Below are 23,520 nucleotides of genomic sequence, written 5' to 3' on the forward strand. Positions count from 1 at the left end.
CAGCCCAAGAGAGAGGAAAGCTTCCATGCGCATGCATCCCGCCGTCATCGCCCTTGCTGTCGGGCTTGTTGCCTGCACGCCGCAGGAAGAAAACAGTGGCGGAAGCGCGGCAGAGGGCGACACAGCGACGGCAGAGGCCACGCCTACCTCCGCCCCTCCCCCCGATACGCTGGCCGAAACGGCCTGGCGTGCCCGCTCGAATGACGGCGCGCGCTATGTCACCTATCTCGACGGCGACGGCACCTATCGCGACCTGCGCAACGGCGATCCCTTCCAGGAAGGGAAGTGGAGCTATGCCGAAGGTCCGGAGGGCAAGCAGTTGTGTTTCGAACCGGAGGACGAGAATGGCGTCGAAACATGCTGGATGCCGGGCCGCACCAAGGACGGGTTGATGGCCGCCACGGGTCCCGGCGGGCGGCGGATCGAACTCGAGAAGGTTGCCTACGAACCGGCAGGCGATGCAGAGGGTGACGCGCCGGAGTGAGCACACACGAGGGACCTGCCGTACAGTTTCGCGATCTCGCCAAGAGCTATGGCGAGACGCGCGCGGTGGAACACGTTTCCCTTGAAATTCCCCGCGGGCAGTTTGTGGCGCTGGTTGGCGCGTCGGGGTCGGGCAAGTCGACGCTGCTGAAGACCGTCAACCGCTTGATCGATCCTAGCGCGGGCGAGGTGCTGTTCGAGGGCGAGGATGTCTCCGCGCAGCCGCTCCCCGCCCTTCGCCGCCGTATCGGCTACGTCTTCCAGTCGATCGGCCTTTTTCCGCATATGAGCGTGGCGGAAAATATCGCCATCGGTCCCCGGCTGGCGGGCGAATGCCTCGCGGGCTTGCGCATCGAGGAATTGCTGCGGCTGGTGGAACTCGAGCCGGATCTCGCTACGCGCATGCCCGACGCGCTTTCGGGCGGCCAGCGCCAGCGCGTCGGCGTGGCGCGCGCGCTTGCGGCGGACCCGCACCTTCTCCTGATGGACGAGCCCTTCGGTGCGCTCGACCCGGTAACGCGAGATGCCTTGGGCGAGCGCGTCCGGGCGCTGCATCAAGAGCTGGGCCTGACCACCGTGATGGTCACTCACGACATGGCCGAGGCGCTGCTGCTCGCCGACCGCGTGCTGGTCATGGACGCCGGCCGGATCGTGGCCGACGAAACGCCTGCCGCGCTGGTCGCGGGTAAGGGGGGCGAGGTCGCTCAAGCACTGGTCGCCGTGCCGCGTCACCAGGCAGAGCGGCTGGCGGAGCTTTCGCGATGAGCGGTTTGTGGGACGCGCTCTTGGGGCTTGGCGACCAGCTGGCCGCACATGTGCTGCTTTCGGCGGCGGCCATCGCGCTGGGCATCGCCGTCGCGCTGCCGCTGGCGGTTTGGGCGAGCCGCTCGGAAAAAGTCGCGCGAACTGCCCTTGCCTTCGCCAGCCTCGTGCAGACCATCCCGGCGCTCGCCCTCCTCGCGCTGTTCTTCCCGATCCTCTTGAGCCTGCGCGCGGTTTTCGGCGAGTGGCTGCCGACGCTTGGTTTCCTGCCCGCCCTGCTTGCGCTGGCGCTTTATGCGCTGCTGCCGATCTTAAGGAACGCGGTCACCGCGCAGGCCAATCTCGATCCCGGCGTGATCGAGGCGGCCAAAGGTGTCGGCATGAGCTTTCGACAGCGCCTGCTGCTGGTCGAAGCACCGCTTTCCGCACCCTACATAATGGCGGGCATCCGCACGGCCGCGGTCTGGACCATCGGGGCCGCCACCCTCGCCACCACCATCGGGCAGAAGAGCCTCGGCGATCCGATCTTCGCCGGGCTGCAGACGCAGAATTGGGTGCTGGTGCTGGCGGGCTGCATCGCCAGCGCCGGGCTCGCGCTGCTGGCCGACACCTTGCTCGGCACGATCGAGCGCGGGTTTCGCGAGCGAAAGCGCGGCCTTGTTGTCGGCGGGCTAATGGCAGTCGCGCTCGGCGTTGGCGCGGCCTTGTTCGCGCAATTCGGCGGGGGCGAGGACGAGGACCGCGTGGTCATTGGGGCGAAGGGGTTTTCCGAGCAATATATCCTTGCGCGGCTGATTGGGCAGCGGCTCGAGGCGGAAGGATTCGCGGTCGAATATCGCGACGGGCTGGGGTCGGCGGTGGCGCACAGCGCAGCGGCGAGCGGCGAGATCGATGTTTATGTCGATTACACGGGCACGATCTGGACCAACCAGATGAAGCGCGAGGACACTCTCCCGCGCGACGAGATGTACGCCGCGATCGAGCAGTGGGAAACCGAGAACACGGGGATCAAAATGCTCGGGCGGCTCGGCTTCGAAAACGCCTATGGCCTCGCCATGAGGCAGGAGGTCGCGACTTCCGGACAATTCGAAAGCATCGCCGATCTCGCGGCACGCGGGCAGGCGATGACCATCGGAGGCGATCCTGAATTCTTCGAGCGTCCCGAATGGATCGCGGTGCGCGATGCCTATGGCCTGCGCTTTGCCGAGAAACGCAATTTCTCGCCGACGTTCATGTACAACGCGCTGCAATCTGGGGAGGCCGATGTCATTGGCGCCTATACCTCCGACGGGCGGATCGAGGCGGATCGGCTGGTCATCCTGAAGGATCCGCGCGGGGCCTTTCCGAATTACGACGCTGTGTTGTTGCTAAGCCCTGAGGCCGGACGTGACGCGGCGCTGGTGGACGCGCTAACCCCGCTGGTCGCCGCAATCGACGTCGCCGCCATGCGCGAGGCGAATTATTCGGTCGACCGCGAGGAGGACAAGCTCTCCTTCGACGAAGCGGCGCGGCTCCTGGCCGAGCGCGCGGGACTTTAGCTCAGCGCGCGCGCTTCCACGTCTGCGTCTGGCAGAAGGGGCCGAGGCAGCCCTTTACTTGCAGCGTCGTGGCGTTCAGGCGGCGGATGATCGAGCGATAGGTCTTGCCGCTCTTGGGATCGTAGATCTGGCCGCGCCATTCATCCCCATCCTCCATGAACCCGGTCAGCACCGGCATGCCGAGCAGCTTGCGATTGCGCAGGCTGGCGTTGCGGTTGTTGACGTCGCGCTGGTCCACGCCCTGCGGCGGGGCGACGAGGAATTTGGTGATCCGTCCGCACAGGGACTTCCCGCAATCGCCAATCGTGATGACCGCATCGCGTTCCTCGGTCACCCAGCGCCCTTCGACCGGTTGCGCCGCCAGCAAGGGCGATGCAAGCAAGAGGGCGGCAAGGGCGAGGACGGGCTTCTTCATCTCGGTAGTCTCCGAAGGCGGGAGGCGCTTATGGCGTGTGTGGCGCGCGCCCGATGAACCTCAGCCGAAGCCCGCGCCGCGCGGGGCCTGCCGGGGCGTGATCGCCATGACTTTGAACAATTCGCCCATCTCGCCGGTTCCGGTGAGCCGCTTGTAGGCGCGCGCGATCTCGTCCGCATGGGCGGGGCTGCGCTCGCTCAGTGCCTTGGCGCGCAGGCCGAGACCCATGGCATCGAGCCATGCGCCTTGCGTCGCCGTCTCCACCGCCAGCCCCTCGCGCCGGGCGATTTGCGCAAGTTCGGCAAAGTCGACCAGCGCGGTCAGGTCCATTTCGCCCGGCGCGTCGAATACGCCGACCTTCTGATGGGCCTTCACCGCTTGCAGCGTCTCGCCCGTGCGGGGTTCGAGATAGCCATAGTCAATGAACAGCGCCGCGCCGCCCTGCCGGTCGATCCTGCGGGCAATATCCTCGATCACCGCAGCGGCACCGGGGCAGGTTTCGAGGACCGTGCCGACCTCTGCCGCGCGGCGGCCTTCGGGCACGGCGTCGTCCATCGGGTTGGGTCCGGCGGCAAAGACGAAGCGCTCGCCATCGAGGGCGACCATGCGTTCGCGCCAGCCGCGCTCCGTCATCACCAGCTGGCGGATCGGCAGCGCGTCGAGGAATTCGTTGGCGACTATATACAGCGGACGGTCGTCGGGGAGCGTGTCGATGCTCTCGTGAAACTGCGCTTCCGCGACTGCGCCGGCCTGCACTTCGCGCAGCGCGGCAGACCCTTCAACGAGGTGGATGGGTGGTCGCAATCCCTGGCTCGCCATCGCCCTCAGCGCATCGCGCGCCAGCGTGCCGCGACCGGGGCCAAGCTCGGCGTAGGCTGCGTCGGGCCGCCCCGAGCGGCTCCACAGATCGGCGATCCACAGGCCCACCATCTCGCCGAACATCTGGCTGATTTCGGGCGCGGTGGTGAAGTCCCCGCCCGCACCCAGCGGATCGCGGCTGGTGTAATAGCGCGCGTTGCTTTCGCCCATGTAGCGCGACACGGGCATCGGCCCGTGCCGCTCTATGAGCCGTCGGAAGCTGGCGGCGAGTTCGGTGGTCGACCCGCCCTTGCTCATGCCGCCAGAGGCTTCGACGGGGTCTTCTTGCCCCCGACAGGCGGCTTCATCAGCGCGTAGATCATCACCGCCACGCCCACCGCGATCATCGGCAGGCTCAGCCACTGACCTCGGCTGAGGCCGGTTTCCGCGACGACATAGGCAAGATGCGCGTCGGGTTCGCGGAAGAACTCGTTGACGAAGCGGCCCAGCCCCATGCCGACGGTAAAGATGCCGACGAGGAGGCCGGCACGGTAGCGCGCACGGGTCTTCCAGAAGAGCGCGATCAGCAGGACGCCGAGCAGCAGGCCTTCAAGTCCCGCCTGGTAGAGCTGGCTCGGGTGGCGTGCGAGATCGCCGCCGCCGGGGAAGACCATGGCCCAGGGCACATCCCCTTCGACCGGGCGACCGTAGAGTTCGCCGTTGATGAAGTTGGCGATGCGGCCCAGCATGTAGCCGATCGGCACGTTGACTGCGATGTAATCGCACACGCGCAGCCAGTTGAGGCCGCCGCGCCAGGCAACCCAGCTGATCGCCACCAGCACGCCGATTACCCCGCCATGGAAGCTCATGCCGCCGTTCCACAGCTGGAACAGCTCGACCCCGCCGAACAGTTCGGGCTGGTAGAAAGCGGCATAGCCGAGCCGGCCGCCGAGGATCACGCCGAGCGTGCAGTAGAAGAAAAGATCGTCCGCATGGCGCTGCGCCAGCGGGGCGCCGGGCGACTTGATCATCTTCGACAGGTGCCAATAGGCGAACAGGATGCCGAGCAGGTAGGCGAGCGAATAATAGCGCAGCTGGAAGCTGCCGATCTCGAACAGATAGGGGCGCAGGCCCAGCTCCGCCCACTGGATCGGTTCCGAAGCAGCCGCAGTGGCGGCCAGTAGTGACAGCAAGGTCTTATCCCCTTAGAGACATCTCGAAAGCCGCATCGGCGCGACCCGTTTCGGGGCGGCTTTTGGCATAGCAGGCCTTTTGGGGAAAGCCTGTCTCGCATCCTTCACCGGTATTTGCCGGGAGCTGCGGATTTGCCCGCGCACGCATTATGGAGAGGACCTGACACCACCATGCCGACCGAACTCGACAAGGACATCCAGCGTTTCACTGCCGCCGTCACGGCTCCCGGACAGATGTTCGAAACCGTCCCCACGACGCGCCGCGGCGTCGAAATGCCTTCCTTCAAGAACGCCCCGCCCAGCCTGGCGCATTATTTCGCCCACTTCTGCAACGATCCGGAAAAGAAGGACGCGGTTTTCCTGGTCGATGGCGATCTGCGCATGACCTTCGGCGAAGTCTACGCCGCGGCGACCTGCGTGGCGCATGGGCTGGTGACGAAGCACGGCCTCCAGAAGGGCGACCGCGTCGGCATCGCCGCGCGCAATTCGGTCAACTGGATCCTTGCCTATATGGGCACGCTGATGGCGGGTGGCTGCGCCACGCTGCTCAACGGCTGGTGGACCGGCGAGGAAATGGCCTACGGCATCGATTTGTGCGAATGCTCGCTGGTCCTGGCCGACCCGCAGCGCGCCAAGCGTTTCGAAGGGCAGGACATCAAGTCCAAGGTCGTCGTCTTCGACCACGGCGTGCCGTCGGAAGGTCTCGCCGAAATCTGGGAGCCGGGCGACACGGCGATGAAGATGCTCGGCGAAATCGGTCCGCAAGACCTCGCCACCATCCTTTACACCTCGGGTTCGACCGGCAATCCCAAGGGCGCCTATTCCGATCATTTGGGCGTGGTCTCGGGCACGATGAATTACGTTGCGCAGACCGCGATGATCCTGCAAATTTTGACCGCGCGCGGCGAAGCGCCGACCGTGCAGCCTAGCGCGCTGGTCGCCGTGCCGCTGTTCCACGTCACCGGCGAGGTGCCCCTGTTCCTCCAGAGCTTTGCGCTTGGCCGCAAGCTGGTGCTGATGCCCAAGTGGGACGCGCGGGAGGCGCTGCGCCTGCTCGACGAGGAAAAGATCACCTATTTCGTCGGCGTCCCGCTCATGAGCTACGAGATGGCGACGCACCCCGAACGCGACCAGTTCGACCTTTCGCAGTGCAAGAGCTTCGCCGCCGGCGGCGCGCCGCGTCCGCCCGAGCACGTCACCAAGATCAAGGAGGCTTTCCCCGATGGCTTCCCGCTCTTGGGCTACGGCCTGACCGAGACCAACGCGGTCGGCTGCGGCAATCTGAACGAAAACTACATCAACAAGCCCGGCTCCACCGGCATGCCGTCGAGGCCGCTGGTGGACATGGCCATCCTCGACGATGACGGTAACAAGTTGGCGCAGGGCGAAGTGGGCGAGGTCTGCATCCGTTCGGTCGCCAATTTCCTCGGCTATTGGAAGAACGAGGAAGCGACCGCGGCGGCCTATACCGACGATGCCTATTTCCGCACCGGCGACCTCGGCTATCTCGACGAGGACGAGTACCTCTTCATCGTCGACCGCAAGAAGGACATCATCATCCGCGGCGGCGAGAACATCTCCTGCATCGAAGTGGAGGAAGCCATCTACGCGCATCCCGCCGTCGCCGAATGCAGCGTGTTCGGCGTTCCCGACGAGCGGCTCGGCGAAATCCCGGCCGCGGTCTATTTCACGCATGAGGGCAAGGATCTTAGCCCCGAAGAGCTGACCGAGTTCCTGCGTGAACATATCGCCGCCTTCAAGGTGCCCGCGCACCTGTGGCGCGCCAGCGACCACCTGCCGCGCCTCGGCACGCAGAAGGTCGACAAGCGCAGCGTGAAGGCGACTTACGCAGAAAGCATCAAGGCCGCTTGACCGAACCCGTAATCCCCGACCAGCGCGCGATCTTCGACCGGCGCGAAATCGCCTCCCGGATCGAGGCGCTGGTCGAGGATCAGGGCGCACAATCGCGCCAAGGCGTCGTCGACTTGCTCAAGGCCGCGCTCGAAAGCGGGCGCGCCGAGATGGAGCGGCGGCTGGAGGCGCGACCCTCGGCCGGCCACGCGGTGGCGGGCGGCTATTCCTTCCTCGTCGACCAGCTGGTGCGGGTCATCCATGAATATGTGACGCATCACACCTACCCCAACGCCAACCGCAGCGCGGGCGAGCGGCTCGCCGTGATGGCGGTGGGCGGATACGGGCGCGCCGAGATGGCGCCGCATTCGGATGTCGACATCGCCTTCCTCGTCGGCGAACGCCGCAACGCCTGGTGCGAGCAGGTGGTCGAGGCGATGCTCTACCTGATGTGGGACTTGGGGCTGAAGGTCGGCCATTCCACCCGCACGCTGGACGAGGCGATCCGGCTGGCGAAGGACGATCTCACCATCCGCACCGCGCTCCTTGAAGGGCGGTATGTCTGGGGCGACCGCGATCTCTACGAGGAGGGCGAACGCCGCTACACGCTGGAGGTCGTGAAGGGGAACGAGCGCGCTTTCCTCATGCAGAAACTGGAAGAGCGGAACAATCGTCACAAGCGGATGGGCGACAGCCGTTATGTCGTCGAACCCAATGTGAAGGACGGCAAGGGGGGCCTGCGCGACCTGCAGACCCTCTACTGGATCGGCAAGTTCATCCACCGCGTTTCCAGCGCGTCGGAACTGGTCGGCGCGGGGCTGATGACCGAGGCCGAATACCGCAATTTCCGCCGCGCCGAACGCTTCCTCCTCGCCGTGCGCTGCCACATGCACATCATCACGGGGCGCGCCGAGGACCGGCTTACTTTCGATTTGCAGCGGCAGGTGGCCGAGCGGATGAACTTCGCCGAACGCCCGGGCCGACGCGCGGTCGAACGCTTCATGCAGTTCTATTTCCTCCAGGCGAAGCGGGTCGGCAGCCTGACCGGCGTCTTCCTCGCCCATATCGAGGACGATCTGGCGAAGAGTTCGGCGCGAAAGGGATTTTTCGCCGGCTGGCGGCCCAAGGCGCGCGATGTGAAGGGCTACCGGGTGTTCGGCGGGCGAATTGCCGCGCCTTCGGACGACTGGTTCGCCAAGGACCCGGTGCGCCTCGTCGAGATCTTCCAGATCGCCGAGAGCGAGGAACTGGAAATTCATCCCGAGACCATGCGACAGGCGGCGCGCGATGCGAAGCTGATCGATAGCGAAGTGCGCGAGGATGCTCGGGCAAACGCGCTCTTCCTCGACCTGCTGTGCGGTCGCAACGATCCCGAAATGGTGCTGCGCTGGATGAACGAGACGGGCGTCTTCGGCCGCTTCGTGCCCGATTTCGGCAAGGTCAACGCGCAGATGCAGTTCGACATGTACCACCATTATACGGTGGACGAGCACACGATCCGCGCCATCGGCCTGCTCAACAGGATCGAGAAGGGCGAGCTGAAGGGGGACCACCCGCGCGCGACAAGGCTGATCCACAAGGTGAATTCGCGCAGGGTCGCTTATGTCGCGGCGCTGCTTCACGACATCGCCAAGGGGCGCGGGGGCGACCATTCGGTGCTGGGGGCGGAGATCGCATACGAATTATGCCCGCGCTTCGGCCTAAGCGAAAGCGAGACGGAACTCGTCGCCTGGCTGGTGCTCAACCACCTGCTGATGAGCCACACCGCGCAGAAGCGCGATCTCACGGATCCAAAGACGATCGAGGATTACGTCGGACAGGTGCAGGGGCTCGAGCGCCTGCGCCACCTTGCCATCCTCACCGCGGTCGACATTCGCGCGGTCGGGCCAGGGACGTGGAACAGCTGGAAGGGCCAGCTGCTGGGCGAGCTGTACGATGTGTCCTCCGAGCGGCTGCGGCTTGGCCATATGCGCCATGGCCGCAAGGAAAAGGTCGCGGCCAAACGGGCTCAAGTTGCCGAACTTCTGGGAGAGAAGGCCGCGCTGGTGGAGGAACACGGCGCGAGCTTCGGCGATGCTTACTGGATCGCCGAGCCGGTCGACATCCTCGCGCTCAACCTTGCGCATTACGCCGCCGCGCGGGAGATGGGCCACGAGCTATCGGTCCATTGCGAATATTACGAAGCGCGCGGGGCGACGCTGGTCACGGTCATCGCCTCGGACCATCCCGGGCTCTTCTACCGCATAGCAGGCGGCATCCATCTGGCCGGCGGCAACATCATCGACGCGCGCATCCACACCTCGCGCACCGGCTGGGCGCTCGACAATTTCCTCGTGCAGGACCCGCATGGCGCGCCTTTCCGCGAAGAACAGCAGTTGGAGCGACTCAAGAAAAGTATCGCCGATGCGCTGGCCAACCGGATCGATCTCACCCCGAAGCTGGCCCAGCGGCCCTTGCCGCACAGCCGCTCAAAGGCCTTCGATGTCAGCCCGCGCGTGCTGTTCGACAACAAGGCGTCCAACCGCTTCACTGTGATCGAGGTCAACGCGCGCGATCGCCCGGCGCTGCTCAACCGCCTCGCACGGGTCCTGTTCGAAGACCGGCTGGTCGTCCATTCCGCCCACATCACCAATTACGGCGAGCGCGCGGTCGATACCTTCTACGTCACCGATCTTACGGGCGGGAAACTGGCCGGCGGGGAGCGGCAGGACCGCCTCGAAGCGCGACTCATGGACGCGGCAGGTGATGCAATGCAGGCACGCTTGGAAGACGCTTAGCATACGTTTGCAGGAAGATTGTTGCGTCACGACTGCAATTCCGGCATCGAATCGTTCGAGAGAGTTAATCAGAGGAGAGGGTTTCCCATGAGGAAAACTACGCTTTCGTTGCGCACGCTTGCCATTCTTGGCGCCGGTTTCACCATGCTTCCGCAAGCCGCCATGGCGCAGGAAGTCGCCGATGAAGGCGACATGATCGACAACGCCGATGTCGACGATACCACGCCGGTCATCGTCGTGACCGCGCAGGGTCGCGAGCAGAACCTCGCCGATGTGCCGGTCGCGATCTCGGCCGTGTCGTCGGAAACTCTCGAAAACTCCGGCACCAGCGACATTCGCGAACTGAACCAGGTCGCGCCTTCGCTGCTCGTCTCCTCCACCGGTAACGAAGCCAACGGCTCGGCCCGTATCCGCGGCATCGGTACGGTCGGCGACAACCCCGGCCTCGAAAGCTCGGTCGCGGTCTTCGTCGACGGCGTCTACCGCTCGCGTTCGGGTAACGCGCTGAGCGAGCTAGGCCCGCTCGACCGCATCGAAATCCTGCGCGGCCCGCAGGGCACGCTCGGCGGTCGCAACTCCTCGGCCGGCATGATCTCGATCTACACCGCCGAACCGGAATTCGATTTCGGCGGCTATGCCGACTTCACCTACGGCAATTACGATGCCATCCGTATCGAAGGCGGCGTCAACGCTCCGCTAGGCGAAACCCTGGCTGCCCGTATCGATGGCGTGTGGTTCCAGCGCGACGGTTTCTACAACGATGTCGTCAACGACACCGACGTCAACAACCGCGACCGCTACCTCGTCCGCGCGCAAGCCCTGTTCGAGCCGAGCGAGGACCTCAGCTTCCGCCTCGTCGGCGATTATTCGAAGAAGGACGAAGCCTGCTGCGCCGCGACCTTCGTGCAGCCCGAGGTCGCTCCGCTTGCGCGCGTGTCGCCCGGCTTCGATCCCTTCACGCGGCCGGTGGCAGGATCGCCCGCTCTTGCGAGCACCGGCAACCCGATCGTCAATGTGCTGCTCGGCCTCGGTCAGGATCCGCGCGCCTTCACCCAGTCCACCTATGATCGCGACATCTACGTCACCGAAGGCCGCAGCTATGCCGGCGAAACCGAGGACTATGGCGTCTCGGGCGAGTTGAACTGGAACCTCGGCGGGGCCAACCTGACCTCGATCACCGGCTACCGCGAATATTTCAACACGCAGGGCTCGGACACCGACTACACGCAGGTCGACATCCTCTACCGCGCGCCGGGCGACAACGCGGGCGCACGCGAGTTCAAGACCTTCACCCAGGAACTGCGCCTCAACGGCGAAGCTTTCGGTGACCGTCTCGACTGGCTCGTCGGCGCCTATTACGCCAACGAAAAGCTCGAAACGCGCGACAATTTGCGCTTCGGCGAGGATTACGGTCGTTTCGTAAACTGCCGTCTTGTCATCGCCGTCAACCCGGCGCTGCTCGCGCCCGGTGCAGACGACTGCCTTGGTCCGGCACGCGCCTTCCTCGATGGGACCGTGGGCGATCCGGCATTCGGTCCGGCGACCCCGCTCGTTCTCGCAGGCCTCGACAATCTCGCTCTCGTCAGCGACGTCGGCGGAACCGGTGACCAGTACAACCAGACGAGCGAAAACTTCGCCGTCTTCACGCACAATATCATCCACATCACCGACCGCCTCGATCTGACCCTTGGCCTTCGCTACACCAGCGAAACCAAGGATTTCGACGCGACCTTCTCGAACGACAACGACATCTGCCCGACCAACCGGGCGCTGGTGTCTCCCCTGCTGGCGACGCCGCTGGCGGGTCTTGCGGGCGGGATCATCGCGCTGTCCTGCCAGGGCAACTCGACCTCGGAGCTCGACGGAGTTTCGATCGCCGACAGCCGTGACGAGGACGAATTCACCGGGACGGCCATCCTCAGCTACAAGCCGGTCGACGACCTCATGGTCTATGCGTCCTACTCGCGCGGCTACAAGGCTGGCGGTTTCAACCTCGACCGCTCGGCGCTCGGCAATCCGGTCACCTTCAACGTGGCCAACATCGACCCGGCGACGCTGCAGTTCGACGAGGAAACAGTCGACGCCTACGAAATCGGGATGAAGTATTCGAACCGCCAGTGGAGCCTCGGCCTGACCGCGTTCCGCCAGGAGTTCAGCAATTTCCAGCTGAACACTTTCAACGGTTCGGTCTTCCTCGTGCAGAACATCAACGGTTGCGACACCGACCTGAACGGCGGTGACCGCGATGCGAGCGCCACCACCGGCGCATGCGATGCGGGCGATGTGACGCCGGGCGTGGTTTCGGAAGGCTTCGAGTTCGAAGCCTCGCTGAGCCCGACGCGCAACGTCAACATGACGCTGGGCATCACGCACGCCAATACGCGTTACGCGGACAATCTCGTGGGCAGCGACGAAGGCGCTCCGCTCGATCCGGCGCTCCGCCTGCTGCCGGGCGACAATCTGTCGAACGCGCCGGCCTGGGTTGGCACGACGTCCTTCACCTGGACGCCGGATATCGGCGGTTCGGGCATGAAGGGCCTGCTCTTCGTCAACGCCCGCATGACCGGCGACTACAACACCGGTTCGGACCTTCTCTACGGCAAGGAGCAGGACAGCTTCGTGGTCGTAAACGGGCGCATCGGCCTCACCAACATCGCGGACCGTTTCGCGATCGAGGGCTGGGTACAGAACGCGTTCGACACCGACTACACGCAGGTGGCCTTCAACACGCCGTTCATCGCGCCGCAGCAGACCTACTCGGCCTTCCTCGCCGAGCCGCGGACCTACGGCGTCACGGTGCGCGCCGAGTTCTGATCGCGCACATCACAACACAAAAGAAAAGGGGCGCCTGCGGGTGCCCCTTTTTTGTGTCATCGCTTCGCAGATCGAACGATTCGACGCTCAGCTGGGGCGTTCGCCGAACAGCGCCGTCCCCACGCGGACATGCGTCGCGCCAAGCATGATCGCGGTCTCATAGTCGCCGCTCATGCCCATGCTCCGGCCTTCCAGGCCATGGTCGCGGGCCAGCTTGTCGAGGAAAGCGAAGAAGGGCGCGGGTTCGATCTCGGCGGGCGGCAGGCACATGAGGCCGGCGAGCGGGATATCGGACTCGCGGGCCTGCGTGAGCAGCGCGGGCAGGTCGCTCACCGGGCAGCCACCCTTCTGCGGTTCGTCGCCGACATCGACTTGCACGAAACACGGAACGCGGCGGCCGGTCTTGTCGAAGGCCTTGGCGAGCGCCTTCACGAGGCTCGGACGGTCGAGCGAATGGATGACATCGAACAGCGCGGCGGCCTCCTCGGCCTTGTTCGATTGCAGCTGGCCAACGAGATGCAATTGCACCGCCGGGTGGGCTTCGCGCAGCGCCGGCCATTTTTCCGCTGCTTCCTGCACGCGGTTCTCGCCGAAATGGCGGTGGCCCTCGATGAGGAGGGGTTCGATCGTCGCGGCCGTGTGTCGTTTGCTCACGGCCACCAGAGTAATGTCGCCGGGCTCGCGCCGCGCACGCTTGCACGCCTGCGCGATAGAGCTGCGGACCTGTTCGAGCGGAGAGCCTGCCTTTTCCATGGCGGCGCGCTATAGCGCAAGCGTGACCAATCGCCAGACCCTTCCCTTGCTGTGGCTGCTCTCCGACGCGCGCAACGACGCGGGACTGGAGGTGGCGCTGCATGACCTGCCGCAGGGATCAGGCTTCGTCTTCCGGCACTACCACCTGCCCGAAGCCGCCCGGCGCGAACGGTTCGAGGCGCTGGCCGCCCGTGCGCGCAGCTGCGGCCACGTCGTGATCCTCTCCGGGCCGGGCGACTGGGGTGTGGATGGCCACTACGGCCGGCCGGCATGCTGGGGTGCAGGGCTGAAACTCGCAACCGCCCATAATGGCGACGAGATCGAAGCCGCGCTTGCTACCGGGGCAGACGGCATATTCCTCTCGCCTGTCTTCCCCACCCGTTCGCATCCGGGCGCAGCAACGCTCGGTGTCATGGGCTTTCGCGTCCTGGCGCAGCAATCGCCGGTCCCCGTGATCGCATTGGGCGGCATGACCCGAATGCGCGCGGAGGAACTCGACTGGCCGCGTTGGGGGGCGATCGACGGACTCGCTTCGCCGAACGGCGCTTGACCTCGGACTCCCCGAAGACTCATACTGACCTCCAGACGGAAGAAGGGAATTATCGAATGGCCACGCGCGCAGGCGCCAAACCCGATTGGCGGGCGGCTTTTCGCCGCTCGCTGCGGCGCGCGACGCATATGGCAGGGGCGGGCGCGCTCTTCGCCCTCCTGCTGTTCCTTGCGCTTGCTTTGGCCAGCTACACGCAGACCGATCCCAGCACCTCCACCGCAGCCTCCGGCAACACCATCGCCAACTGGATGGGCGCAAGCGGGGCCTGGGCGGCCGAGCGTGCCTATTTCGTGTTCGGCCTGCCCGCGCTGCTCCTCTTGCCGCTGCTCTGGATTTCCGCGCGCCGGCTGTGGACCGGTGTCGAGGATCCCGACGAAGAAGAGACGCCCGGCAAGTGGTGGAGTCCTTTCGCTCTCCTGATGCTCGCCATGCTGCTGCTGGGAACGGTCGTCTCCCTGTTGTTCGACGAGAACCCCGGCCCCTTCCCGGCTGGCGCGGGCGGTCTGGCAGGCCTGCTCGGCGCTGGCGGGATCGAGGCGGTCGCGACCCGCTTTGGCGGCGGCTTCTCCGGCTGGGTTCTCGCGGCATTCGGGCTCGTTGCGCTTGGCGGTGGGCTGGCGCTGGTGACCAAGGTCTTCGCGCTCGACTGGGCGCAATTCTTCACGCTTCCCGAAATCCTCAAGCGCCGCCCGCAGCTGTCCGATATCGACCTGCCGCTCGCGCCCAGGAAGCAGAAGCGCGCCAAGCGCCCCACGCTGGAAGACGACGACAACGAAGACGAGGACACGCCCGAGCGCCCTCAGCGTCGCTCGCCCGAGATCGCCGATCCGGTGGCGGCACCCGCTCGTTCGGCCCCGGCCAAGCCCAAGCAGCGCGACATGTTCGCCAATTTCCAGCTGCCCAGCACCGACCTGCTTGACGACCAACCCGAGCAGAAGGCGGCCAAGCTCGACAAGATCGCGCTCGAGCGCAACGCGCGCCTGCTCGAAAACGTGCTCGACGATTTCAACGTGAAGGGCGAGATTACCGCCGTTCGCGCAGGCCCCGTCGTCACCATGTACGAGCTGGAACCCGCGCCCGGCATCAAGGCCAGCCGCGTCGTCGGCCTTGCCGAAGATATCGCCCGCAACATGAGCGCCATCAGCGCGCGCGTTTCGCCCATTCCGGGCAAGACCGTGATCGGCATCGAATTGCCCAACGCCGACCGCCAGATGGTCAGCTACAAGGAACTGGCGACCTCCAGCGCCTTCGTCGACCATGGCGGCAGTCTGCCGATGATCTTGGGCAAGGACATTGCAGGCGAGCCGATCATTGCCGACCTTGCCGCCATGCCGCATTTGCTCGTTGCCGGCACGACCGGTTCGGGCAAGTCGGTTGGGCTCAACGCGATCCTCCTGTCGCTGCTCTACCGCTTCACGCCCGAAGAGTGCCGCCTGATCCTGATCGATCCCAAGGTCCTCGAGCTGAAGACCTACGACGACATCCCGCATCTCCTCAGCCCCGTGGTGACGGAACCGGCCAAGTCGGTCCGTGCGCTCAAATGGGCGGTCGAGGAGATGGAGAAGCGCTATCGCATGATGTCGAGCGTGAACTCGCGCAACATCGCGGGCTTCAACGAGAAGGTGAAAAAGGCGATCGAGAAGGGCAAGCCGCTTGGCCGCCGCGTGCAGACGGGTTTCGATCCCGAGACCGGGGAGGAATTGTACGAGGAAGAGCAGCTCGATTACGAACCGCTGCCTCTGATCGTCCTCATTGTTGACGAGCTGGCCGACCTGATGGTCACCGTCGGCAAGGAAATCGAGGTGCTGATCCAGCGCCTGTCGCAAAAGAGCCGCGCGGCGGGCATCCACCTCATCATGGCGACACAGCGGCCCTCGGTCGATGTCATCACCGGCGTCATCAAGGCCAACCTCCCCACCCGTATCAGCTTCAAGGTCACGAGCCGCATCGACAGCCGCACGATCCTGGGCGAACAGGGCGCCGAGCAGCTCTTGGGCAAGGGCGATATGCTCTACAAGCCCAACACCGGCGCCATGGTCCGCGTCCATGGTCCTTTCGTGGCCGACGAGGAAGTCGAGCGCGTGGCCGATCACTGGCGCGAACAGGGCAAGCCCGATTACGTCGACGCCGTGACCGAGGAACCCGAAGACGGCGGCTTCAATTTCGAGGACGAGTTCACCGCTTCCGACAATCCCGAAGAGCGCAAGTACCGCCAGGCCTGCCAGATCGTGATCGAGAACCAGAAGGCGTCCGGCAGCTGGCTCCAGCGCCAGATGGGTGTGGGCTACAACACCGCCGCCAAGTGGATCGAACGCATGGAAAGCGAAGGCCTTGTCGGCCCCGCCAACCACGTCGGCCGCCGCGAGATTTACCGCGACCAGGACGGAAACCCGATTTAAGGGGCGGGAATGACCGCGACGACGACTGCAGACCTTCCCGCCGACGAAGAGGCCGAACGCGCCGCGCGTTGGGTTTTCTCACCCGTCGGCCGAGCTATCGCGCCCTTCCGCCGCTACTGGCGCGACCATGTGCGCGCCGGGGTCGATCACAAGGAAGTCGTCGCCAAGATTGCGACCGAGTGTCCGACGACGCCGCGCTACATGCTGATGACGATGATGTCGGCAGGCATCGCAATCCTCGGCCTGCTGCTCTCGTCGCCGGCAGTTGTTATCGGGGCCATGCTCCTCTCGCCGCTGATGAGCCCGATTCTCGGCGTCGGATTCGCGCTCGCCACCGGCAAGCAGAAATGGCTCAAGATCAGCGCCAAGTCGCTTGCGCTGGGCAGCGTGGCCGCGGTGCTCTTCTCCGCGCTGATCGTGCTGGTTTCGCCCTTGCAGACGGTGACCGAGGAAATCGCAGCCCGCACGCGGCCGAACCTGTTCGACCTGATGGTCGCGCTCTTCTCCTCCATCGCCGGCTCCTACGCCATGATCCGTGGGCGCGAAGGGAGCATCGTCGGCGTGGCCATCGCGACCGCCTTGATGCCGCCGCTCGCCGTGGTCGGTTTCGGCCTTGCCACGCTCAACTGGACGGTCTTTTTCGGCGCCTTCGGCCTCTTCTTCACCAACTTCCTGACCATCGCGCTGACCGCCACGATCATGGCGCGCCTCTATGGTTTCCGCACCACGCTCTCGAGCCGTCAGGGCTGGTTCCAGAACGTGGGTATCTTCTTCATCTTCACCGCGCTGGCGATCCCGCTCGGCCTCTCGCTGCGCCAGATCGCGTGGGAAACGAATTCGCAGCGGATCGTCAAGAACGCCATCCAGTCCGAATTCGGCGAGCGAGCGCGGATAAGCGAGCAGGCGATCGACTGGGACAGCGAACCGCTGGCCATCACAGCGACCGTCTTTACGCCGGATTTCGACACCAGCGCCAACGCCGACATTACGGCCGATCTGAAGGAAAGGCTGGGCCGCGACGTCACCGTACGGGTGGAACAGTTCCGCGTCGGCGCCAATCCCGGCGCAGCCGAGCAGGCCGAGCTTGCCCGCGCCCGCGCCGCCGAACAGGCCGCGGCGACCGAGCGGCAGATCGCCGCCATGGTCTCGCGCATGGTCATGGCTGCCGGGGTCGAACGCGGCGAAGTCCTGCTCGATCGCGACACGCGCCGCGTCAGCGCCACCGCGCGCCCGCTGCCGGGCCTGTCGCTCGAAGGCTATCGCGAGCTTGAAAGGCGTGTGGGGGGCGATACGCCCGGCTGGACCGTCAACCTGCGTCCGCCTGCGCAACCGCTTCCCGCCATCTCCTTGGGCGAAGACGGGCCCGACGAAGCCGGCGCCGCTGCCGAGGTCACCACGACATGGGCGGCCCGGCGAATCGGCTTGCCGCTTGTCCTGCGCGGACCCGAAGAGCAGACGGCAGCGCTCGCAACGCGCCTCCGCGCTGCGGGGATCGAGATTGCGCAAGTCGAGAGCGTCGATCAGGACCGGATTGCGATCGGCTGGGCCAGCTTGCCGCAATAAGCTTGCGCAGCCCCCTGCAGCGCTTGCGAGGCGAAAGTTTCACTTGTAACGGCCTTCCGCAGAGAAGGAGTTACGCATCATGCGCATCGGTTGTCCCAAGGAAATCAAGAACCACGAATATCGCGTCGGCCTCACGCCGGAAAGCGCGAAGGAACTGATCAGCCAGGGCAACGAAGTCTGGATCGAAACGCAGGCCGGATGCGGCATCGATGCGACCGACGACCAGTATGTCGCAGCCGGCGCGAAGATCGTCGATACGCCGGACGAGATCTTCGCCGAGTGCGAGATGGTGGTGAAGGTCAAGGAACCGCAGGAAGTCGAGCGCAAGAAGCTGCGCGAAGGCCAGATCCTCTACACCTACCTGCACCTTGCGCCCGATGCGCCGCAGACGAAGGATCTCGTCGAGAGCGGCGTGACGGCCATCGCTTATGAGACCGTCACCGGCCCGCGCGGCCAGTTGCCGCTTCTGAAGCCCATGAGCCAGGTGGCGGGCCGCATGAGCGTGCAGGCCGGCGCGACTGCGCTTGAAAAGGCGCATGGCGGTCGCGGCGTCCTGCTCGGCGGCGTGCCGGGCGTGATGCCGGGTAAGGTCGTGGTGATCGGCGGCGGTGTCGTCGGCTTCAACGCGGCGCAGATGGCCGCAGGACTTGGCGCGGACGTCACCATCCTCGACCGTGATCCCGAAGTGCTGGAAAAGGTCGGCACGCATTTCGAGAGCCGCGCCTCCACGCGGTTCTCGAACCAGGCGAACCTCTATGACGCCGTGTGCGGCGCAGACCTTGTGATCGGCGCGGTTCTGATCCCGGGCGCGGCGGCGCCCAAGCTCGTCACGCGCGAAATGCTCAAGGACATGCAGAAGGGCGCCGTGCTCGTCGATGTCGCAATCGACCAGGGCGGCTGCTTCGAGACCTCGCGTCCGACCACCCATGCCGAACCCACCTATGTGGTCGACGACATCGTGCATTACTGTGTCGCCAACATGCCGGGCGCTGTGGCGCGCACCAGCACTTATGCGCTTAACAACGTGACCCTGCCGCACGCTTTGCGCATCGCGCGCATGGGCTGGAAGGACGCGCTGGCCGCCGATCCGCACCTCGCTGAGGGCCTCAACGTCCACAAGGGCGAGATCACGTACGAAGCGGTGGCGCGCGAACTGGGTTATGATTATCGCCCGGTGGCGGATGTGCTGGGCGGCTGAACGCCCGACTTCCCGGCGTCGTAAAGTTTAACGCGCCTTTTACGTTTGCTGCGCTATAGACGCGCGCGATGGGATGGGACCGTTTCACCCGGCCACTGCATGCCTGCCGGTATGTGGCGGCTTTGTTCGTGCTTTGCGCGAGCTTTCTTGTCGTCCCGTTTCAGGCTGTTGCCCAGAACACTTTCGCGCCGGGTTCCGTCTGCCACGCCTCGGTATCCAAGGCTGTCGATTACGATGCCGCGCTTGCAAAGTCGGGCGCATGGACGTGCGAAGGCGAGACCTTCGAATGGGAGGCCGAACGGCACATCATCCGGCATGACCTGACCGGCGCACGCGCTGACAGCGATGCGCCGAAATTTGCCGAGTTCGACCGGCAGCAGTTCGAAACCCTCACCGTGATAGTGGAAAACGAGGCGGGCCATCGCGTTCGGCGCAGCTTCGCCTTCGACGAGATCAATTTCGGCGCCTCGAGCCTCAAGGCAATGGTCGCCCTTCCCGATCCGGGCGGTACGCTCACCTCGGTCGTCATGATCCACGAAGGCGGCTGGTTTCCCGAAGTCTTCGTCAACGCGAAGCTGGTCGAGAAACCCACCCTTCCGGTGATAGCAGGATGGATCCACATCATGGCGGCGCTGCTGTGCGGCCTCCTGCTTGCGCCGGTAATCTTCGACCTCGTCTTCTTCCGGGCCCTGCGAGAATCCTTTCCGCTCTACCACGCGCTGTTCTGCCTGATGGCGGTGGTGCAGACGGCGGCGGTTTCCGGCCTGCTGCCGATGGTGTGGCCCATGTCCTTCGACACCGAGATGACGGTTACCTACCTCAGCCTGGACGTGATGGTCGCGGCTACTTTCCTGTTCGCCTACCACTTCATCGAGGACGGTCGGCTTCCGCGTCGCTATCGCCGTTGGCTGCTCGTCATGCCGATCGCCGTCATCGCGAACGGCGTCGCCACGGTCTTTGCGATCGAATTCTTCGGCGAATGGGTCGACCACTTTTACTTCGGCGTGCTCGTCGGCGTGTTTGCGGCCTATTTCTACCTGCTGGTTCTGGCGCGCCGTCAGGGGAGCCGGATGGCGCCCTATCTCGGTTTCGGGATCGCGCCGCTGTTCCTCGTCGTGCTGGTGCAGGCGGTGGGCGTGTATTTCGTACCGGGCCTTTACAATTTCGACGAGACCTGGCCGCAGAACCTTGCCCTCCTGTTCGAGGTGGTGGCGACCGCGCTCGCCGTGGCCGATCGCTTCATGAGCATCCGGCGCGAGCGCGACCGCGCCGTAACGGCGGCCCGCGACCTCGAGACCCTGAGCGAGCTCGACGATCTCACTGGCCTGCGCAACCGCCGCGCGCTGGAGGTGCATTATCCCGAGCTTGTCGAGCAGGGTTTCCACGCAATGGCCGTCGTCGACCTCGACCACTTCAAATTGATCAACGACATTCATGGCCATCCTGTAGGCGACCGCGTGATCCGCAGCGCCGCCTGGGCGCTGAGCCCCGGCGACGACAGCGACCTGGCCGCTTTCCGTATTGGCGGGGAAGAATTCATCCTGCTCCTGCGCGGCGAAGATGTTGCCGACCACGCCGAACAGCGCCGCAAGGCCGTGACCGCGCGGATCATGGCCGAAGTCGACGAGCTTCACCGGCCTGTGACGGCGAGTATGGGCTTCGTCGATTTCGGAGACCTGGAGGAAGGCGAGCGGATCGACTTCCCGACGCTCTACGCACGCGCGGACCAGCTGCTCTATGCAGCGAAATGCGCCGGGCGGAACCAGGCCCATTTCGGCAAGCTCGACGACCCGGTCGGCAAACCCGGCAACGTCCGCGCCGCCGCTTAGGCGCGAAACGGCGCGAGCACGTCCTCGCGCACGCGGACCAGCCGCTGGCTTTCCCGGTCGAGCATGGCCCACGTCGTGGCCGCCGAGACGATGACCTTGCCCGCCGCGTTACGGAAATCGACCCGCCGGATCGAGGTGGCGCCGCGCGGCTCCCCTTCTATCCATGTTTCGCCGGTGACCGTCTCGCCCTCGGAGACATTGCCGCGATAATCGATCTCGTGGCGGGTCACGACCCAGAAGAACCGCTCGGCATCCTCGGGTCGTGCCGTATCTGCCCAATGCGCGGTGGCAAGGTCCTGGATCCAGCGGACCCAAACCGTGTTGTTGACGTGCCCGAGCTCGTCGATGTGCTCGTGCTTGGCAGTGAAGTCTTGCGTAAAGCTTGCGCTCACTCGGTCAGGCCCATCTGCCACAGGATGAAGGCGTATTCCTCGGCGACTTCGTATATCGAGGCGAAACGGCCCGACTTGCCGCCGTGGCCTGCGCCCATATTGGTCTTGAGCAGCAGTTCGTGATCGTCGGTCTTCAGCTCGCGCAGCTTGGCGACCCATTTTGCGGGCTCCCAATAGGTAACGCGGGGATCGTTGAGGCCGGCGGTTACCAGCATCGGCGGATAGTCCTGCGCCACCACCTGATCGTAGGGGCTGTAGGAGAGGATGTAGGCGAAGGCCTGCTTGCTCTCGATCGGGTTGCCCCATTCCGGCCATTCGCCCGGCGTGAGCGGCAAATCCTTGTCGAGCATGGTGTTGAGCACGTCGACGAAGGGCACATGCGCCACCACCGCCCCCCAAAGCTCGGGGTTAGTGTTGAGCACGACGCCCATCAGCTCTCCGCCGGCAGACCCGCCGCTGGCGCTGATCTTGCCCTGCGTGGTGTAGCCCTTGGCGATCAGGCCCTTCGCGACATCGACGAAATCGTTGAAGGTGTTAGTCCGCTCGTTCAATTTGCCCTGCAGGTACCAGTTGCGGCCCAGATCGTCGCCGCCGCGAATATGCGCGATGGCGAAGGCGAAGCCGCGATCGACGAGGCTGAGGCGCGTGGTCGAGAAATTGGGCGGATAGGCGAAGCCGTAAGCGCCATAGGCGTAGAGATGGAGTGGACCGCCCGCCGCGCGGTCCTTGCGGCTAACAATGGAGACCGGGACCATGGTCCCGTCGCGCGCGGCGATCTCGATGCGCTCGACCGTGTAGAGATTCGCGTCGTAGCCGCTCGGGATCTCCTGCTGCTTGAGCAGTTCCAGTTCGCCGGTCGCGACATGGTAGTCGTAAACCGAATCCGGCGTGACCATGCTTTCATAGGCGAGACGCAGCTTCTGCGTGTCGTATTCGGGATTGTTCGCAAGGCCGGTCGAAAAGCTCGCCTCGGTGAAGGCAACGGGCTTCACGAGATTGGGGTCGGCGTAGCTGCGCAGTTGGATCTGGTCCAATCCGCGCAGGCGGCCTTCGGTGACGTAGAAATCCTTGAACAGCTCGAAGTCGGAGAGATAGAATTCGTCCGATCCGGCGATCAGCGTGGTCCATTCGCCGGGCTTGTCGAGGCTCGCCGTGGCGAGACGGAAGTTCACGTGATCGTCGTTGGTGTGGATGTAGAGCGTGCCGTCGCGCAGATCGACATCGTATTCGCGGCCCGTCTGGCGGGGAGCGACGAGGATCTGCTCGCCGGTCGGATCGTCGGCGCGCACGAGGCGCACTTCGCTCGTCTCGCTGTCGCCGACGGCGATGACCAGCCAGTCTTCTTGCGCCGAGAGGCCGGCGCCGACGCGGAAGCCGTCGTTCTCGGTCTCGCGATAGAGTTCGACATCCTCCGACACACTCGTGCCGAGGACGTGCAGCGTCGCATCGTGGACGCGCCATTGCTCGTTGGCGAGGCCGTAGACCACCGCCTTGTCGTCCATCACCCAGGTGAGGCCGGTCAGCGTGCCGGGAATCTCGTCGGGCAGCATCTCGCCCGTTTCGAGATCCTTGAACCGCGCGGTGAAACGCTCCGAGCCGTTGGTATCGCTCGAAAAAGCGAGATAGCGCCCGTTCTTCGACACGGAGAACGCGCCGAGACGAAAGTATTCATGCCCTTCGGCCAGCGCGTTTTCGTCGAGGATCAGCTGGGCCTCGCCGCCTGCGACCGGGCGGCGGTAGTATTTGCGGTATTCCTGCCCTTCGGAAAATTCGGACCAGTAGAGCCAGTCGCCATCCTTTTGCGGGACGGTGGAATCGTCCTGCTTCACCCGCGCCTTCATTTCTTCGTAGAGCTCGTCGACCAGCGCCTGCTGCGGCTCCATGCGCGCTTCGAACCAGGCGTTCTCGGCTTTCAGGTGTTCGAGCACGTCCTCGTCGTCGATGGTCGGATAGCTCTGGTCCTTCATCCAGTGATAGGGATCGGCAATCGTTATTCCGTGGTGCGAATAGGAATGGTCGCGCTTCTCGGCGATCGGCGGCGAGGTCGGTGCAGTCACGGATGTCCCTTCGGTTTTCTGGGCATGGGATGGCGCGCCAAGCGCCAGCGATGCGGCAGATAGGCATGCGGCCAGTCGAATGAAAGTCACGGGCGATCCCTTCTTGGGCGGCACAAAGCTGGAAAGAGCGGCCGCAAGCTCCTATTGA

Annotated in this window: 17 protein-coding genes; 11 read left to right on the forward strand and 6 right to left on the reverse strand. The window is 64.9% G+C overall.

Annotation, left to right across the window (positions count from 1 at the left end; all coding sequences use genetic code 11):
• The first annotated feature begins 25 nt into the window (after positions 1-25).
• From K3148_RS06650 to K3148_RS06660, 3 genes are read left to right on the forward strand one after another with little or no spacing between them, the layout of a single operon-like run.
• Entirely contained in the window at positions 26-484 is a 459-nt protein-coding gene (locus tag K3148_RS06650) for a hypothetical protein (RefSeq protein WP_221426512.1), read from the forward strand.
• A complete protein-coding gene (locus K3148_RS06655) occupies positions 481-1,248 on the forward strand; it encodes an ATP-binding cassette domain-containing protein (protein ID WP_221426513.1) in 768 nt (255 codons plus the stop codon). Before K3148_RS06650 ends, K3148_RS06655 begins: the two co-directional genes overlap by 4 nt.
• Entirely contained in the window at positions 1,245-2,783 is a 1,539-nt protein-coding gene (locus tag K3148_RS06660) for an ABC transporter permease/substrate-binding protein (protein WP_221426514.1), read from the forward strand. Before K3148_RS06655 ends, K3148_RS06660 begins: the two co-directional genes overlap by 4 nt.
• A 1-nt stretch (position 2,784) precedes the next feature.
• Here the strand turns inward: K3148_RS06660 and K3148_RS06665 are convergent, their stop codons facing one another.
• Genes K3148_RS06665 through lgt form a run of 3 tightly spaced genes read right to left on the reverse strand, consistent with a single transcriptional unit; the run spans position 2,785 to position 5,189 of the window.
• Positions 2,785-3,198, reverse strand: coding sequence for a DUF2147 domain-containing protein (locus K3148_RS06665; protein WP_221426515.1), 414 nt, complete (start codon positions 3,196-3,198; stop codon positions 2,785-2,787).
• A 60-nt stretch (positions 3,199-3,258) separates the two neighbouring features.
• Entirely contained in the window at positions 3,259-4,314 is a 1,056-nt protein-coding gene (locus K3148_RS06670) for a class I SAM-dependent methyltransferase (RefSeq protein WP_221426516.1), read from the reverse strand.
• Positions 4,311-5,189 (reverse strand): prolipoprotein diacylglyceryl transferase, encoded by an 879-nt coding sequence (gene lgt, locus K3148_RS06675; RefSeq protein ID WP_221426517.1) that lies wholly within the window; start codon positions 5,187-5,189, stop codon positions 4,311-4,313. The genes K3148_RS06670 and lgt overlap by 4 nt, the downstream gene beginning before the upstream one ends.
• Before the next feature lie 171 nt (positions 5,190-5,360).
• On the opposite strand from lgt, the gene K3148_RS06680 reads away from it, so the two are divergent.
• The 3 genes from K3148_RS06680 to K3148_RS06690 all read left to right on the forward strand — a co-directional run bounded on the left by K3148_RS06680 (position 5,361) and on the right by K3148_RS06690 (position 12,631).
• Complete coding sequence (locus tag K3148_RS06680) at positions 5,361-7,061, forward strand: class I adenylate-forming enzyme family protein (RefSeq protein WP_221426518.1); 1,701 nt, start codon at positions 5,361-5,363, stop codon at positions 7,059-7,061.
• On the forward strand, positions 7,058-9,817 hold the full coding sequence (locus K3148_RS06685) for a [protein-PII] uridylyltransferase (protein WP_221426519.1): 2,760 nt from the start codon (positions 7,058-7,060) through the stop codon (positions 9,815-9,817). Before K3148_RS06680 ends, K3148_RS06685 begins: the two co-directional genes overlap by 4 nt.
• Before the next feature lie 87 nt (positions 9,818-9,904).
• Positions 9,905-12,631, forward strand: coding sequence for a TonB-dependent receptor (locus K3148_RS06690; protein ID WP_425594652.1), 2,727 nt, complete (start codon positions 9,905-9,907; stop codon positions 12,629-12,631).
• Positions 12,632-12,718: 87 nt separating this feature from the next.
• On the opposite strand, the gene K3148_RS06695 is transcribed toward K3148_RS06690, so the two are convergent.
• Positions 12,719-13,384 (reverse strand): YggS family pyridoxal phosphate-dependent enzyme, encoded by a 666-nt coding sequence (locus tag K3148_RS06695; RefSeq protein ID WP_221426520.1) that lies wholly within the window; start codon positions 13,382-13,384, stop codon positions 12,719-12,721.
• Between K3148_RS06695 and K3148_RS06700 the strand changes: the two genes are divergently transcribed.
• From K3148_RS06700 to K3148_RS06720, 5 genes are all read left to right on the forward strand, one after another.
• Positions 13,383-13,934: a thiamine phosphate synthase gene (locus tag K3148_RS06700; RefSeq protein ID WP_221426521.1), complete on the forward strand. Its 552-nt coding sequence runs from the start codon at positions 13,383-13,385 to the stop codon at positions 13,932-13,934. The two genes, K3148_RS06695 and K3148_RS06700, sit on opposite strands and share 2 nt — an antisense overlap.
• Positions 13,935-13,990: 56 nt before the next feature.
• Positions 13,991-16,333 carry an FtsK/SpoIIIE family DNA translocase gene (locus tag K3148_RS06705; protein WP_221426522.1) on the forward strand — a complete coding sequence of 781 codons (2,343 nt, stop codon included), beginning with the start codon at positions 13,991-13,993 and terminating at the stop codon, positions 16,331-16,333.
• 9 nt (positions 16,334-16,342) lie between these two features.
• Positions 16,343-17,896, forward strand: coding sequence for a TIGR00341 family protein (locus K3148_RS06710; RefSeq protein ID WP_221426523.1), 1,554 nt, complete (start codon positions 16,343-16,345; stop codon positions 17,894-17,896).
• Positions 17,897-17,975: 79 nt separating this feature from the next.
• The gene (gene ald / locus K3148_RS06715; RefSeq protein WP_221426524.1) at positions 17,976-19,094 is read left to right on the forward strand and encodes an alanine dehydrogenase; all 1,119 of its coding nucleotides are present in this window, start codon (positions 17,976-17,978) and stop codon (positions 19,092-19,094) included.
• 113 nt (positions 19,095-19,207) lie between these two features.
• Positions 19,208-20,923 carry a sensor domain-containing diguanylate cyclase gene (locus K3148_RS06720; RefSeq protein ID WP_221426525.1) on the forward strand — a complete coding sequence of 572 codons (1,716 nt, stop codon included), beginning with the start codon at positions 19,208-19,210 and terminating at the stop codon, positions 20,921-20,923.
• Here the strand turns inward: K3148_RS06720 and K3148_RS06725 are convergent.
• Both K3148_RS06725 and K3148_RS06730 read right to left on the reverse strand, forming a co-directional pair.
• The gene (locus K3148_RS06725) at positions 20,920-21,315 is read right to left on the reverse strand and encodes an acyl-CoA thioesterase (RefSeq protein ID WP_221426526.1); all 396 of its coding nucleotides are present in this window, start codon (positions 21,313-21,315) and stop codon (positions 20,920-20,922) included. The genes K3148_RS06720 and K3148_RS06725 overlap by 4 nt on opposite strands.
• A complete protein-coding gene (locus K3148_RS06730; protein WP_221426527.1) occupies positions 21,312-23,486 on the reverse strand; it encodes a S9 family peptidase in 2,175 nt (724 codons plus the stop codon). The genes K3148_RS06725 and K3148_RS06730 overlap by 4 nt, the downstream gene beginning before the upstream one ends.
• Positions 23,487-23,520: the final 34 nt, after the last annotated feature.

The organism is Qipengyuania aurantiaca, assembly GCF_019711375.1.
In the GTDB taxonomy this organism is placed as follows: Bacteria; Pseudomonadota; Alphaproteobacteria; order Sphingomonadales; family Sphingomonadaceae; genus Qipengyuania; species Qipengyuania aurantiaca.